The following is a 15,296-nucleotide window of genomic DNA, read 5'->3' as shown; positions in this document are numbered from 1 at the left end:
CTACTCCGTAATGGCGGCATATGCCGCTTCTAGTTCCTCGCGCGTAGGGCCCTCTATCCGCGTCGTCGCGCCGATTCCGGTTAGCGCCACGAAGCGGATCTTCCCGTCGCGGTTTTTCTTATCGTGGGTCATCGCCTCATATAATTCCGCGAATTTGCCTGGTTGATACGTCGTAGGCAGGCCGATATTGGTCAGGATGCTGCGGTGCAATTCCACGAGGTCCGCATCTATCAGGCCCCGCTGATGGGAAAGGTGGGCGATGAACATCATGCCTACGGCGACCGCATTGCCGTGGCGCCACGCGTAGTTTTCCTGCCTTTCTATGGCGTGGCCAAAGGTATGCCCATAATTGAGGGTCTCGCGCAGCCCGGCTTCCTTGAGGTCTTCTCCCACCACCGCTGCTTTCACCGCGATGGAACGCTCAATCAGTTCCGGCAGGACACCGCGTGGGTCAAGGCAAGCACCTGGATTTTCCACGTAGCGTTCCACGATGACCGGATCATGAATGAACCCGGTCTTAATGATCTCCGCGGAACCAGCCACGATTTCCGCCTGCGGCAGGGTGTGTAGGCGTTCCAGATCGACGAATACGGAGTCCGGCTCGTGGAAGGCGCCGACGAGGTTCTTCCCGGCCTTCGTATTGATTCCGGTTTTCCCGCCCACCGCGGCATCAACCATGGCGAGAAGGGTCGTAGGAACCTGAATGACCTTGATGCCGCGCATCCATCCGGCGGCGACAAAGCCTGCCATATCCGTAGTTGCCCCGCCGCCTATGCCGATGACGACATCGCTGCGGCTAAAACCCGCCTCACCAAGGCGGTCCCACACGTTTCCCACCACGCTCAATTGCTTCGCCGCCTCAGCATCCGGCACCTCGCACAAGACGGGGGCGACGCCCTGTGCTTCTACTGATTTCGCGAGTTCTTCTGCGGCGGTGCGCAGGGCAGGTTGAAAGATCACCGCCGCTTTATCGGCACCCGTGTCCGCGCAGCGCCGCGCGATATCTTCGCTAAGACCCGCTCCAATGCGGACCTCATACGGGCTCGGTCCGTTAACGGCGATGGTGGGCATTGGGTTGTCCTTTCTACGCAGCGATAACCTGCAGGGATGCGGGTGGGGTTCCCGGCTAGAGGGTTTCTAAAAAGCCCAGGATATCGCCCACGACCTGCTGCGGGGAGCGAGTATCCGTGCGCACGCGAAAATCGGCCACCTCCAGGTAGAAGGGCCGGCGCGTTTCCACGATAGAACGATAATGTTCAACCGGATTCTCTGCTGCTAGCACTGGGCGATTGCGGTCGCCGGCCGTGCGGCGCGCGCCTTCTTCTGCGGAAATATCGAGGAAGACGACGGTGTGGCGCTCCAGAAGCTCGCGCGTGGAGGCCGTCATCACCGCGCCGCCGCCCAGGCTTACTACCCCACCCTTCTGCAAGGCTTCAGCGACGTGTTCGGCCTCGAGCTCGCGAAACGCCGGTTCGCCTTTCTCACTAAAGACCTCGCCGCAGGGTTTTCCCTCGGCCATTTCGATCAGGTAATCCGAGTCCACCAGATCGCAATTCAGCGCATGCGAAAGCCGGCGGCCAATCGTGGACTTTCCCGCCCCGGGCGGGCCAATCAATACGACGCAAGGATGCGGTTGTCCCGTTACATCGGTGGGCGTTGTCATCATTTACTCCTGGTTAAAGGCGAGTCGCTGCGAAACGTATTCTTCATACGCAGCAATGGCGCGGGAGGTCTCGCTCAAGCTATCCCCGCCAAATTTATCTAAAACTGCGCGCGCTAGCACGAGTGACACCATGGCTTCAGCCACCACTCCTGCTGCAGGCACGGCACAAACATCTGAACGCTGGTGAATTGCGGTTGCATCCGCACCGGTTTCCATATCGATCGTCTGCAAGGCGCGCGGCACCGTGGAAATCGGTTTCATAGCGGCGCGGACCCGCAATTGCTGCCCGTTAGTCATGCCGCCTTCCAAGCCGCCGGCCCGGTTGCTCAGGCGAGTTACGCCATCCTCGGTGCGGACCATCTCATCGTGGGCTTCGGAGCCGCGTCGACGCGCTTCTTCGAAGCCATCGCCAATTTCTACGCCCTTGATGGCCTGAATACCCATCAATGCTCCGGCGAGCTGCGCGTCCAAGCGGTCATCGCCCGAGATGTGTGAGCCGAGGCCAATGGGGAGGCCATCGACGATTACCTCGACGATACCGCCTAAGGTATCGCCCTGCTTCTTTGCGGATTCGATCTCTGAAATCATCGAAGATTCGGCATCCTTGCCAAAGGCGCGCACCGGAGAGTTATCGATGTCCTCGATATCCGCAAAACTCGGGGAAGGACCGGCATAGGGCTGCGATGCGCCGATAGAAATCACGTGGGAAAAGACCTCAACGCCCAACGTTTCCCGCAGGAAGTTCCGCGCTACGGTCGCGGCGGCAACCCGCGCAGCGGTCTCGCGCGCAGAAGAACGCTCCAAGATGGGTCGGGCCTCGCTGTGATTATATTTCACCATGCCCGCAAAATCAGCGTGGCCTGGGCGCGGGCGCTGCAAGGGCGCGCCACGGCCCGAATTCATCGCCTTTGCTACGTCCTCGTCATCCATATCGATGGGATCTGCGGACATGACGGTGGTCCATTTCGGCCACTCTGTATTGCCAATCATGATGGCAATGGGGCTACCAATCGTCAGCCCGTGGCGGACGCCGCCGAGCAGCGTGACCTCATCGGCCTCGAACTTCATGCGCGCACCGCGGCCATATCCTAGGCGGCGCCGCGCCAGCTGATGAGAAATATCAGCACGGGTAATGGGTACTCCGGCCGGCATGTGCTCCACCATGGAGATAAGTGCCTGGCCGTGGGATTCACCAGCGGTAGTCCAACGAAGCATGCGGGTATTATCGCACGGCACCTATGCACACGGAGCAACTAGGCACCCCAATATATTCGCCTCACCCCTCAAAGAGGGGATACGCGGCCATGACCAGCCCGGCGGATACCACCATCGAGGGCCCGTGGGGCACACCGCCCTTGGCCCGCGCGATGCCGCTTGCGAGCAGCGTGAGTACAGCGGAACCGCCGCAGGCGATGATAACCGCCAGTGGGCCTGCCGTGGCACCAACGAGCATGCCCAGCGGCAGGGCCAATTTAATATCTCCCCCGCCGATGCCGGCGCCAAAAAGCGCCACTAGGAGGTATAGCAATGGCCAGGCTAACCCACCCCAAGTGGCAAAGGTGACCGATAACACCCCAACGGGGATGGTCAGCGCATCGGGCAAGCGCCGTTCGCGGATATCCCACCAGGACAACGCGGACGCCCACAGGCCATAAATTAATCCCCCGAAAATCCCCATGGCATAAGGCTAAGCGCCGCCCTGCCACTCTTCATGGCAAGACGGCGCACATAGGCGTATTCCCAGCGTGGTTAAAGGTTGCGCAGGCAAAGCTCTTCCTGCAGTGCCGCAACCATCTCTTCGCGCGGTGCGGTAAGCCCGGTGAATTGCTCGAATTGGCTAAATGCTTGATGCGCCAGCATGACATGCCCGCCCACGGTGAAGTAGCCATTCGCGGCGGCGCAGGCGGCGAGCGTCGTAGGCCACGGGTGATAGATCACATCGAGCACTGGGGCATGGGCAAGCTGGAAGCGATATTCCTCTAACGCAGCCGAAGGCACCGTGGAAATAATCAAATCCGCGGAGCGGGAAAGGTCCTCGAGGTCATCGTCAAAGGTTGCATACTGCAAATTGAGCCCGAGCCGGTCCGCCAGCGGCTGGAGCTCCGCTTGGCGGTTGGAGCGGTTCAAGATGGTGACTTGATCGATCCCGCGTTCCGCTAAGGCCCACAGCGCCGGACGGGAGGTACCACCCGCGCCGATAATAAGCGCCTGAGAGACGGGTCGAAGCCCAATGAGTTCTTGCAGGGCACCGCGCACGCCCTCAGTATCGGTATTATCCGCGCGCCACCCATGTTCGGTGCGAACCAAGGTATTGGCGGAACCGATAAGCTGCGCCCTATCGCTTTGTTCTTCCGCTGCCTCGAGCGCGGCGAACTTACCGGGCATGGTCACGGAAAAGCCGCGGTACTCGGGGCCGCATTCTTCCAAGAATGGAACAAGGGTATCGGCCGTCACCTCAAAGCGGGTATAGGACCACTCCTTGAGCCCCACTGCTGCATACCCCGCGTTGTGCAGGATAGGCGATAAGGAGTGTGCGATGGGGCTACCGAGTACTGCGGCACGCGGCATGGAGAGCGTCTACCTTTCTGGCTGCGGCCTAGTGCCTACTCAGCCGGTTGGTCCGAGGCGGCATCGCCGTTGCCGGCACCTGCCCCTTCGCCCTCGCGCTGTGAGTCGAGGACGCCGGAGCGGATGGCATCATCCACGCGGTCCAGGTGCTCATCGTAGGTATCGGAGAACACGGTGGTGCCGTCCTTATCCACGGTGACGAAGAACTTCCAGTTACCATCGGCAGGTTCTTCCATGGCGCGGATTGCCTCATCAGAAGGCGAGGAAATCGGCGTATCCGGCAGGCCTTCCTTAGCGTAGGTATTCCACGGAGTCTTCTCACCACGCGCCTCATCGGTGGTGGCCAGCTCGACATCCTCTAGGCCGTAGTTCACGGTGGAGTCGAACTCGAGGCGCATGGGCTCGTCCAGGCGGTTCAGGATAACGCGGGCGACCTTGTCGAATTCGCCGGCGGGTGCCTCACGCTCGACCAAGGAAGCAGAGGTCAAAAGCTCGTACGGCGAAAGCCCAATGGCCTTGGCGCGGTTTTCGATATCGGTTTCCTCATAGCGCTTGGCCGAACGGGTAATGAGGTCCTTCAGGATGTCCTTGGCGCTCATATTCGGGTCGAGCACGTACTGACCAGGGGCAATGAGGCCCTCAATACGCTTCGGATCATTTCCACGTTTCTTGATAGCGTCCAGTGCCCAATCCGGTGCGCCGAGCTCCTTAGGATCGGTTTCTGCCGCTGCCTTTTCCAGCTCTTCCTTTTCCAAGCAATTGCCGTCATCGCAGCTGACCTGGGAGATCAAAGAGTAGATGCCGAAGCGCACGTCACCACCGACGACCTTGACATCCTCCAAGGTCGCACCACCTTGGACCTCAAGCATGTCCACACGGTTGTTTTCATCAAGCAATGCGTCTACCGCATTCGCCGCACTCATTTCTTCCTGCAGCCGGTAGAAGCCAGGCTGAATCTGGCTGGCACTGTGGTTCATCGAAGCCGCAGAGTCGAATGCCTCTTGGGTCTTGACTACATTCTTTTCCACGAGCGTGGGCCCCAGCTCGGACATGGAGGATCCTTCGGGGACCTCCACCAATTGCGTGGTGCCGTTACCGGCCCCTTCGTAGTCGGCCGAAGAAGTGCCGATGCGTACTCCGATGTAGATCAGAGCTCCTAGAATGACGATGACGGATGCGACCACCACGGCGATGCCGCGCTGGCGCCGCTTGACGTACTTATCATCCATCGATCGCCCGGGGCGTTGTTGGTTACGGCTCACGTGTTTAGTCTCCTGAGTTTGAAGGCTGGGCTACTGCATCATCCGAGCGGAGCGCGTTAGCACGCCCATCCAGCCAGGACTGTAGTATTTCCACCGCTGCAGCTTGGTCAATGATTTTTCTGCCCTTCTTTTCGGACACGCCGGACGCGCGCAGCGCGGTGGTTGCCGCTACCGTCGTCAAACGTTCATCAGCCAAGCGTACTGATGGTGGAACTTTATCTATATTTTCATCTTGATTCAAGCGGCGTCGAATCCGAAACGCAATTTCTTTCGCGTGTTTTACACTTTTTGACCCATTTCCGTGTAAATCACGCGGCAAACCAACAATGACTTCTACAGCGGAATATGCCTCAATAAGCTCGAGAATTCGATCAATGTCTTCTTGATCGCGGTCTTTGAAGCCGGTCTTCCTGGGAACGGTTTCCACAGGGGTAGCGAGGGTGGCCTCGCGGTTGGATACCGCGACGCCAATTCGCACTGTTCCTACGTCGAGTGCTAACCGGCGGCCCTCGCCTGGGTCATCCACTCCGGGGGAATCTGGTTCAACCTTAGCCACAATGAATCCTTATCGCGACTGCAACAGATCCTTGACGGCCTCAAAGCCCCGCTGCGCACCTTCCGACGCGGTACCAGAGCCCTGCGCCATGTCTGGCTTGCCGCCGCCGCGGCCGTTGACGTATTCGCCGAGGCGCTTGACGATGTCCCCAGCTTTCACGCCCTCGTCCACAGCCTTGGCTGTAGCTGCGGCAATGAACGGGAACTTACCCTTATCCACCGCGCCAAGCACGATGACCGCGGCCGTATCCTTCATCCGGTTGCGGATATCGGTGGCCACGGTGCGCAGGTCGCCGCCAGAAGTGCCATCGGGAAGCTGAAGCGTAATGGTCTTGATGCCATTGACCTCGGTAGCCGAGTCGATGATTTCAGAGGCGCGCGCGGTCAGTTGCGCCTTGCGCAGACCCTCAATTTCCTTTTCGGCGGCCTTGAGACGCTCCGAAAGCTGCGAAATGCGCTCCGGGAGTTCCTCAGACTGCACCTTTAGCTCGCGGGAAACGCCCTCTACCAGCGCGGTTTCCTTGGAGTAGTACCGGAAGGCATCCATGCCGGAGTAGGCCTCGATACGGCGGGCGCCGGAGCCCACCGAGGACTCGCCAAGCACGGACACGGGTCCAATCTCTGCCGAGGAACCCACGTGGGTGCCGCCGCAGAGCTCGATGGAAAATGGTCCGCCGATTTCGACCACGCGCACCTGGTTACCGTAGTTTTCACCGAACAGGGCCATGGCGCCCATCGCCTTGGCCTCTTCCAGCGAGGTCTCAATGGTGTTGACGGCCATATTGGAATCGATCGCCTGGTTGGTGATAAGCGCGATTTCTTCCATTTGCTCCTGGCTCAACTGCTCGGTGTAGTTGAAGTCGAAGCGCAGGTAGCCCGGGCGGTTAAGGGAGCCCGCCTGCACGGCGGTGGGTCCCAGCACCTGGCGCAGGGCCGCGTGGATGAGGTGGGTGGCCGAGTGGGCCTGGGTCGCACCGTGGCGCCACTTCTCATCTACGGAAGCCTCAACGGACATGCCAAGGTCGAGCCCACCGGCGGTAACGGAAGCCTTGTGTACCCACAGCTTCTTACCAATCTTTTGGACGTCATTGACCTCCAAGAGGGATTCGCCCGCGGAAATGCGGCCGCGGTCAGCCATCTGTCCACCGGACTCGGCGTAGAGCGGCGAGTGGTCCAAAATGACCTCAACCTCATCGCCCTCGTGTACCTCGTTGACCTTCTGACCATCTTTGACCAGGCCGATGACGTTCGCGCCCGAGAACAGTTCCTCATAGCCGGTGAATACGGTGGGGTTATTATCCACCCAATCGCGGTACAAGGAGAGGTCGGTGTGACCGTGCTTCTTGGCCTGGTTATCGGCCTTGGCGCGGCGGCGCTGCTCGCCCATGGCGGCATTAAAGCCGTCCATGTCCACGTCGAGGCCGGCCTCTTGCGCCATTTCCAGGGTGAGGTCGATAGGGAAACCGTAGGTATCGTGCAGCTCGAAGGCCTTGTCACCGGAGAGCACCTTTTGGGTCTTGGCGCGGTGGGTGGAGCGCAGGTCGTCTACGGCTTCATCGAAAAGCTTGGTGCCAGACTCCAGCGTCTTCAAAAACGCCTTTTCCTCGTTGATGGCCACGCGCAGGATTCGCTCGCGGTTATCCGCAATCTCGGGATAAGACGGGGTCATGGTGTCCATGACCGTATTCATGAAGCGCTCCATGGTGGCACCCTCGGCGCCGAGCAGCTTAGCGGAGCGAATGATGCGGCGCAACAAGCGGCGCAGGATATAGCCCCTGCCCTCGTTTCCTGGGGTAACACCATCCAAAATGAGCATCATGCCGGTGCGGGAGTGGTCAGCCACCACGCGGAAGCGGATATTATCCTGCTGCGTTGCCTTCTCGCCGTAGGTGGCGCCGGTAAGCTCCTCGGCGACGTCAATGACCGGACGCAACAGGTCGGTCTCGTACACGTTGTCTACGCCCTGCAAGAGGCAGGCGACGCGCTCGATGCCCAAGCCGGTATCGATGTTTTTCTTCGGCAGCTCGCCGACGATCTCAAAATCGCCCTTTCCGGTTCCCTCGCCGCGCTCATTTTGCATGAACACGAGGTTCCAGATCTCCATGTAGCGGTTATCGTCCGCAATCGGGCCGCCGTCCTTGCCGTATTCGGGGCCGCGATCGTAATAGATTTCCGAGCAGGGGCCACACGGACCCGGCACGCCCATGGACCAGTAATTATCTTCCATGCCAAGGCGCTGGATGCGCTCTTCCGGCACGCCGATCTTATCGCGCCAGATTTCCGCTGCCTCATCGTCATCGAGGTACACGGTGACCCACAGGCGCTCCGGATCCAGGCCAAACCCGCCGTCTTCTACTTCTTTGGTCAGCAGGTTCCATGCATTGGAAATGGCGCCTTCCTTGAAATACTGACCAAAGGAGAAGTTGCCCGCCATTTGGAAGAAGGTGTTGTGGCGGGTGGTAATGCCCACCTCCTCGATATCCAAGGTGCGCACGCACTTTTGGATAGAGGTGGCAAGGCCTTGCGAAAATGGTGGAGTCTGCTGGCCCAAGAAATAGGGCTTGAAGGGCACCATGCCCGCGTTAACGAAAAGCAGGTTAGGGTCATCCAGGATCAAAGAGGCGCTGGGGACAACCTCGTGACCAGAATTGACGAAGTGCTGGGTAAACCGTTCCCGGATCTCATGAGTCTTCACGAGCAATAATCCTAACTGTCTAAGCTTTTATCTTCCATCAAGAAGCTTTCTAACCCACCCAACTTTACCTACAGGTAGGCAGGCTATGCCCATCGGTGGGGCCAAAAGCGGCCATGCCGCCTAGAACTTAGCGGCGCTTGCCGCGAAGTATCCTGCGCAAACGGCCAATATAGTCAAAGATTCGTTTTTCAGCGCCGTGCTCCGTGGGCTCATAATATACGGTGCCTTCGAGCTCATCGGGCAGGTATTGTTGCTCCACTACCCCGCGCGGGTCATCGTGGGGATAGGAATACCCCGTCGCATTTCCCAGCCGCTTGGCGCCCTCATAGTGCCCATCGCGCAGGTGCGGCGGCACGTGGCCGACCTTGCCAGCGGCGACGTCGGCCTGTGCCTTAGTAATGGCAGCGATGACGGACGGCGATTTCGGCGCCGTCGCCAAGTGAATCGTTGCCTGCGCCAGTGGGATGCGCGCTTCCGGCAAGCCAATGAGTTGCGCCGCCTCTGCGGCAGCGACGGCGACTTGCAAGGCGGTGGGATCAGCCATGCCAATATCTTCTGAGGCGTGAACCATCAGGCGGCGGGCAATAAACCGGGGATCCTCGCCGGCTTCCACCATGCGCGCTAGGTAGTGCAGCGCGGCATCAACATCGGAGCCGCGGATGGATTTGATGAACGCAGAAGTCACGTCGTAGTGCTGATCGCCGTCGCGGTCATAGCGCACCACCGCCCGATTCACGTTATCCGTAATCGTGGTTGCGGTGATTTCGCCGCCATCGTCTACTGCTTCCGCGGCCGCCTCGAGGTAGGTCAGGCTGCGCCGGGCATCGCCCCCAGAGAGCACGACGAGCTGATTGAGCGCCTCATCGGTAATGGTCAGCTCGCGCTCGCCTAGCCCCCGATCGCTGTCTAACGCGCGGCGGGCTACGCCCTTAAGATCCTCCTCGCTCAGCGAGTGCAGCTGCAAAAGCAGCGAGCGGGAAAGAAGCGGCGAGACGACCGAAAAGGATGGGTTTTCGGTCGTCGCCGCAACGAGCAGAACCGTCCGGTTTTCCACCGCTGCCAGCAAGGCGTCTTGCTGGGTTTTGGAGAAGCGGTGAACCTCATCAATAAAAAGCACCGTCCTGCGGCCGTGGATGAGTTCCTGCCGGGCGTGGGTAATGACTTCACGCACCTGCTTTACCCCTGAATCAAGGGCGGAGAGGCCAACGAAGTTTTGGCCCATCTGGCTGGCGATGAGCGAGGCAATCGTCGTCTTGCCGGTCCCGGGCGGACCATACAAAATGACCGAGGCCTCGCCAGACCCTTCAACCAAGCGGCGCAGCGGCTTGCCGGGGGCAAGGAGGTGATCCTGCCCCACGACTTCTTCTAGGGTCTGTGGGCGCATGCGGGCGGCCAAGGGCGAACCGGAGTGCGTGGCAAAGAGATTGGCCGTGGGAAAAGACGATGCCGAGCCATCGCCTCCCATGCTGCCACCAGCATTGGGAGAGGCGCCGAAGAGAGAATCCTGGCTCATGTGGTTTTAGCTCCCCAGAAAGGTGTAGTGATTATTCGTCGTGGACGCGGCGGGCAACAAGGTTGCCAAACTCCGCGATGGACGTGCACGGTGCGGTCCCGCATTGGGCGGCGTAGCGCGCGAGCGCGTCGAAGGTTTCATAGAGGTCTTGGCGCACCAATAGCTCGTCCTCGTTAAATGGCCCGCTATTTGGCGGGCGCAGAATCGAGCGCTGCGGGTCGTGGACGATCTCCGCGTCGCCGCTAGCAAGGGCAACCAATCCCTCGATTCCGCCAGCGTGCATCGTGGTCACGCTCGACAACGCCCAACCAATGAGGGAAGCAACGATAAGGCCGTGCAGTTCGTCTTCATCGGCAAAGCGCGGCCATACCTCAGATACTTCGCGCGACCATGCGGCGAGGAATGTATCTGCTTCCTTATCCGTAATTGGCTTAGAAAACAGGAACTGCGGGAAGCCCGCGATAACGCACGCGACGTCAAAGCCCACGTTCCTAAAACCGGCCCATTCATAGTCCAAGAAGTGCAGGCGCTTGGAAACGATGATGTTATCCGGCGATAAATCGAAGGGAGTAAAGGCCCTATCCTTGCCGGAGGCGAGGGATTCAGCGGCTTGATCGGCCAAGCTGCGAAAACTCTCCGGGGCTTTGAGCCCCGCCTCATCAAGCAGGTTCAGCCCGATGCCGATGGAGCGATACAGGGACTGATCGCGCACGGATTGGTGATCGGCGTATTCCGGGTTATGCCGCAAGGTGCGGTTCAGCAGGGTCTCGAAATCCTGCTCATGATCTGCGGTGCCTACGTGGATATGCCCTAATGCCGTGCCCAAGGAGCGCAGGATCCGAATGCGATCCTCATCGCCGGATTCTAAGAGCACATCCGCAAGGGTCTCGGCTTCACCCAAATCCGTCAGGACGATGATGCGCCGGTCTAAATCGTGCGCAAGCAGCACCGGCCCCGGGCGCACGTCTTCTGCTAAGGCGGTGGTGAATTGATAGGCCACGACCTCCCGCAGCATCGCTGCGTCATCCACGCCGTAGCCGGTGACCGGATTGTATTTGATGACCACAGAGCGATGCGGCAAAAAGGCGCTAGGGGCAACCTTCGCACGCAGGACTAAGGCATTGCCGGATCCGCCTAGATCCTCAATGTCTGACATTTCCGGCGTACCACCAAAGCGGCGCGACAACATTTCCGATGCGGCACCAATGACCTCATCGGCCGAAAGCACTGTCTGTGTATCAACCATAGTTCTATCCAGTATGCCCGCCAACACAAAGCGGGGCTACACCCTTGCCGCACAAGGTTCTACTGCGGCGAGGGCGCGCGCCCCGCTTACCCTAAAAGTGGTGTCGTGATAGCGAGCCTAAGAGCTAGTTCTCCTGCTCAGATTTCGCGGCCTTAGCCTCTTCGCCGTTCTTTTTCTTCTCCGGCTTGAAGTCCACGCCGGTCTCCTTGCGCTGTGCGGCGGGGATGGGCGCGGGGGCATCGGTAAGCGGATCCACGCCGCCACCAGACTTCGGGAAGGCAATGACGTCGCGGATGGAGTCAAAGCCGCCCAAGAGGGATACGATGCGGTCCCAGCCAAAGGCGATGCCGCCGTGTGGAGGTGCGCCGTAGGAGAAGGCGTCGAGCAAGAAGCCGAACTTTTCTTGTGCTTCCTCATCGCCGATGCCCATGACCTCAAAGACGCGTTTTTGCACATCTTCTTGGTGGATACGGATGGAACCGCCGCCGATCTCATTGCCGTTGCAGACGATGTCGTATGCATACGCCGTGGCCTCGCCCGGATTCTCGTCGAAGGAATCGATCCACTCCGGCTTCGGCGAGGTAAAGGCGTGGTGCACCGCGGTCCACTTGGAGTGGCCCAAGGCCACATCGCCGGAAGCGGTGGCATCAGCAGAAGGCTCAAAGAGCGGGGCGTCAACGACCCAGGTAAAAGCCCAGTCGCCCTCCTTGATGAGGTCGAGCTTCTTGGCAATTTCACCGCGGGCCGCACCCAGCAGCGCGCGGGAAGACTTGGTATCGCCGGCGGCGAAGAAGATGGCGTCACCGGGCTTTGCGCCAACGTGCTCGGCGATGCCCTCGCGCTCAGCGTCGGTAATGTTCTTGGCCACTGGCCCACCCAGCGTGCCGTCCTCTGCGACGGTGATGTAGGCAAGGCCCTTGGCGCCGCGCTGCTTGGCCCAGTCCTGCCATGCATCAAACTGGCGGCGCGGCTGCGAAGCACCGCCGTCCATGACTACGGCACCGACGTATTCGTTCTGGAAAACGCGGAAGGTGGTGTCCTTGAAGAACTCCGTGCACTCGACGATCTTGATATCGAAGCGCAGATCCGGCTTATCGGAGCCGTAGTACTTCATGGCATCGGCATAGGTCATGCGCGGGATTGGGGTCTGAATGTCGTAGCCGATGAGCTTCCACAGCTCCTTGACAATCTCTTCACCAAGCGCAATGACATCATCTTGATCCACAAAGGACATCTCCACGTCTAGCTGGGTAAATTCCGGCTGGCGGTCGGCGCGGAAGTCCTCATCGCGGTAGCACCGCGCGATCTGGTAGTAGCGCTCCATGCCAGCTACCATCAGCAGCTGCTTGAATAGCTGCGGCGACTGCGGCAGCGCGTACCAGGAGCCCGGCTTCAGGCGGGCAGGCACCAAAAAGTCGCGCGCACCCTCTGGGGTAGAGCGGGTCAAGGTAGGGGTTTCGATTTCGGCGAAATCGTGCTTATCCAGCACGTTACGGGCCGCGCGGTTGGCAGCAGAGCGCAGGCGCAGGGCCTTTGCCTGGCGCTCGCGGCGCAGATCCAAGTAGCGGTACTTCAGGCGGGTCTCCTCGCCTACCTCACCAGAGGCGGAGGGATCATCTACCTGGAAGGGCAGCGCTGCGGATTTGTTAAGCACCTCCAGGTCGGTGACGTTGACCTCGATCTCTCCGGAAGGCAGGTTCGGGTTTTCGGAGCCCTCAGGGCGCGGCTCCACCACGCCGGTTACCTTGACGCAGTATTCCGAACGCAGGTCGTGGGCGCGCTCTGCCACATCGGATTCGCGGAAGACCACCTGGGCAATACCAGAACGATCGCGCAGGTCGATGAAGATGACGCCGCCGTGATCACGGCGACGAGACACCCAACCGGTTAGGGTTACGGTCTCTTCTACCAGTTCTTTGCGGAGCTCACCGGCCAAATGGGTACGCAGCACTATAATTCAATCCCTTCTGAAATGGAGTTACTTGCGGGTCCAGCCACGCGTAAACAGCGCGCGCCCAACCAAGCGCAAGACTAGGAACTTGGCCAATTCTACATCCCACCGCCACTTCCGCTCCTATTAAGCCCATTTAAGCCTCAGAACACGGTCACGAACCCAGCACCGCCGCCTGTACCGGGCATAAATATGCCTGGTACGCACTGACGACGCTATAAAGGTGTGGCACTATTTAGTCATGACGTTTAAATCTGGTGCCGATTTTGATGGCCAGCGCGCAACCTCCGGCGGTGGCGGTGGCCTCGCGATAGGCGGCGGCGTCGGCTCCGTTGTGCTTGTAGGGCTCTACCTCTTATTGGGAGGAAACCCCTCCGATATTGGCGCCCTGTTGGGCAATGAACAGTCACAATCCGGCTCTCATTCTGGCGCCGATGATTCTGCCTTCGATCACTGCCAAACGGCAGAGGACGGCAATAAATACGATGACTGCCGGGTTATGTTTACCGCTATGAGTGTAGACAATGTGTGGACCGCCGAGCTGCCCGAGCAAGCCGGCATCGAATACACCCACCCTGGCCGGGTTATTTTTAATGGTTCCACCAATTCCGGCTGCGGCACTGCGTCTTCGGCCACGGGGCCGTTTTATTGCCCCGCCGACCAGTCGGCGTATTTTGACACCACGTTTTTCGATTCACTGAGCAACTACGGCGCGCACAATGCCCCGTTCGCGCAGATGTACATCGTCGCCCACGAGTTTGGCCACCACATTCAGCAGCTCGAGGGCACGCTGCAGCTTTCTGATTATAACGACCCCGGCGCGGATTCAAACGCGGTAAAGATCGAGCTCCAGGCAGATTGCTATGCGGGAATTTGGGCCTCTCACGCGGATAAGGGCGAGGATGCGCTGCTGGAGCCGATTTCCCAGCAGCAAGTTGCGGATGCGGTCACCGCGGCGCAGGCTGTGGGTGACGATAATATTCAGCGCCGTTCCACCGGGCAGGTCCAACCCGATGCGTGGACGCACGGCTCCTCCGAGCAACGCCAACAGGCGTTCCTTGCTGGTTATAATTCCGGCCGCATGGCTGAGTGCGACACCTTGGGGCGCGGGGTCTACAGCTAATACCCTTCCTTCTCTTCACTCCACTGGGAACAATCCCATTACGTTGTTAGCAGTTCCGCTTGAGGTTACCCAGGATTCGTAACTCTGCCCCCATGCCGGGGCAGGTTATGTTTGTCTGCGTTCCTTTTGCTTTTCTTTTTCAGGAGCAGTGGAACTAGTCGCTGGCTTCGGTATGGCTTATTTTCGTCCCTGTCTGACAATGATCCGGGGGGTGATGCCGCCGAAGGCAGTGACATACTCCAAACTGCTAATAGGAACCTGACCCACATCAAGTGTGTGAGGTCTCAAAGTAATGTGGATGCCAGCGTGAAGTATGTCCGACCACCAGCGATGAAACTAGTCTCATACTCGTTCAACTCGCTAGGAGGTCTGACATGGTCTACGACTATGTCATTGGAATGGATGTTGGAAAATACTTCCACCACGCTTGCGTCTTAGATAGCCACGGCGCCCAGGTTCTATCCAAACGAATCAATCAAAACGAGCAGGCTTTACGCGCGCTCTTTTCGAATTTCTACTCTGGTAACAACAAGGTCCTTGTCGTTGTTGACCAGCCTAATAACATTGGTCGGCTTACTGTTGCGGTAGCCCAAGACCTTGGAATTGATGTGCGCTATCTTCCCGGCTTGGCAATGCGTCAGCTCTCACGCATCCATGCCGGAAACGCCAAAACGGACATCCGAGATGCCTACATCATTGCCCATGCTGGCAAGAACCTTC

Annotated in this window: 13 protein-coding genes; 2 read left to right on the top strand and 11 right to left on the bottom strand. The window is 59.4% G+C overall.

The genetic code is table 11. The annotated features are described in order from the left end of the window. From aroB to aspS, 11 genes are all read right to left on the bottom strand, one after another. Positions 1–1,071 carry a 3-dehydroquinate synthase gene (aroB, locus tag ABRP87_RS00065; RefSeq protein WP_349866947.1) on the bottom strand — a complete coding sequence of 357 codons (1,071 nt, stop codon included), beginning with the start codon at positions 1,069–1,071 and terminating at the stop codon, positions 1–3. 55 nt (positions 1,072–1,126) lie between these two features. Next, complete coding sequence (locus tag ABRP87_RS00060) at positions 1,127–1,666, bottom strand: shikimate kinase (protein WP_349866945.1); 540 nt, start codon at positions 1,664–1,666, stop codon at positions 1,127–1,129. Continuing rightward, a complete protein-coding gene (gene aroC, locus ABRP87_RS00055; RefSeq protein ID WP_349866943.1) occupies positions 1,667–2,878 on the bottom strand; it encodes a chorismate synthase in 1,212 nt (403 codons plus the stop codon). A 61-nt stretch (positions 2,879–2,939) separates the two neighbouring features. Beyond that, positions 2,940–3,341 carry a prepilin peptidase gene (locus ABRP87_RS00050; protein ID WP_349866941.1) on the bottom strand — a complete coding sequence of 134 codons (402 nt, stop codon included), beginning with the start codon at positions 3,339–3,341 and terminating at the stop codon, positions 2,940–2,942. 71 nt (positions 3,342–3,412) lie between these two features. Continuing rightward, positions 3,413–4,231, bottom strand: a complete 819-nt coding sequence (locus ABRP87_RS00045) for a shikimate dehydrogenase (RefSeq protein WP_349866939.1) — start codon at positions 4,229–4,231, stop codon at positions 3,413–3,415. A gap of 35 nt (positions 4,232–4,266) precedes the next feature. Then, a complete protein-coding gene (gene mltG / locus ABRP87_RS00040; RefSeq protein ID WP_349867123.1) occupies positions 4,267–5,460 on the bottom strand; it encodes an endolytic transglycosylase MltG in 1,194 nt (397 codons plus the stop codon). 37 nt (positions 5,461–5,497) lie between these two features. After that, positions 5,498–6,049 carry a Holliday junction resolvase RuvX gene (ruvX, locus tag ABRP87_RS00035; RefSeq protein WP_349866937.1) on the bottom strand — a complete coding sequence of 184 codons (552 nt, stop codon included), beginning with the start codon at positions 6,047–6,049 and terminating at the stop codon, positions 5,498–5,500. Between the two features lie 9 nt (positions 6,050–6,058). Further along, on the bottom strand, positions 6,059–8,743 hold the full coding sequence (gene alaS / locus ABRP87_RS00030; protein ID WP_349866935.1) for an alanine--tRNA ligase: 2,685 nt from the start codon (positions 8,741–8,743) through the stop codon (positions 6,059–6,061). Between the two features lie 127 nt (positions 8,744–8,870). Beyond that, positions 8,871–10,256, bottom strand: a complete 1,386-nt coding sequence (locus ABRP87_RS00025) for a replication-associated recombination protein A (RefSeq protein WP_349866933.1) — start codon at positions 10,254–10,256, stop codon at positions 8,871–8,873. 31 nt (positions 10,257–10,287) lie between these two features. Continuing rightward, the gene (locus ABRP87_RS00020; protein WP_349866932.1) at positions 10,288–11,502 is read right to left on the bottom strand and encodes a phosphotransferase family protein; all 1,215 of its coding nucleotides are present in this window, start codon (positions 11,500–11,502) and stop codon (positions 10,288–10,290) included. A 124-nt stretch (positions 11,503–11,626) separates the two neighbouring features. Then, positions 11,627–13,453 (bottom strand): aspartate--tRNA ligase, encoded by a 1,827-nt coding sequence (aspS, locus tag ABRP87_RS00015; protein ID WP_349866930.1) that lies wholly within the window; start codon positions 13,451–13,453, stop codon positions 11,627–11,629. Between the two features lie 241 nt (positions 13,454–13,694). Here aspS and ypfJ point away from each other — a divergent pair, with 241 nt between their 5' ends. Together ypfJ and ABRP87_RS00005 are read left to right on the top strand one after the other, a co-directional pair. Beyond that, a complete protein-coding gene (ypfJ, locus tag ABRP87_RS00010; protein WP_349866929.1) occupies positions 13,695–14,576 on the top strand; it encodes a KPN_02809 family neutral zinc metallopeptidase in 882 nt (293 codons plus the stop codon). A gap of 374 nt (positions 14,577–14,950) precedes the next feature. Next, positions 14,951–15,296 (top strand): IS110 family transposase (locus tag ABRP87_RS00005; protein ID WP_349866927.1); only part of this gene is annotated, 346 nt, incomplete at its 3' end.

This window comes from Corynebacterium sp. KPL2830, assembly GCF_040225635.1.
Lineage (GTDB): Bacteria > Actinomycetota > Actinomycetes > Mycobacteriales > Mycobacteriaceae > Corynebacterium.
The sequence above is the reverse complement of the archived record's forward strand: the minus strand, read 5'-3'. Positions and strand labels throughout refer to the sequence as shown.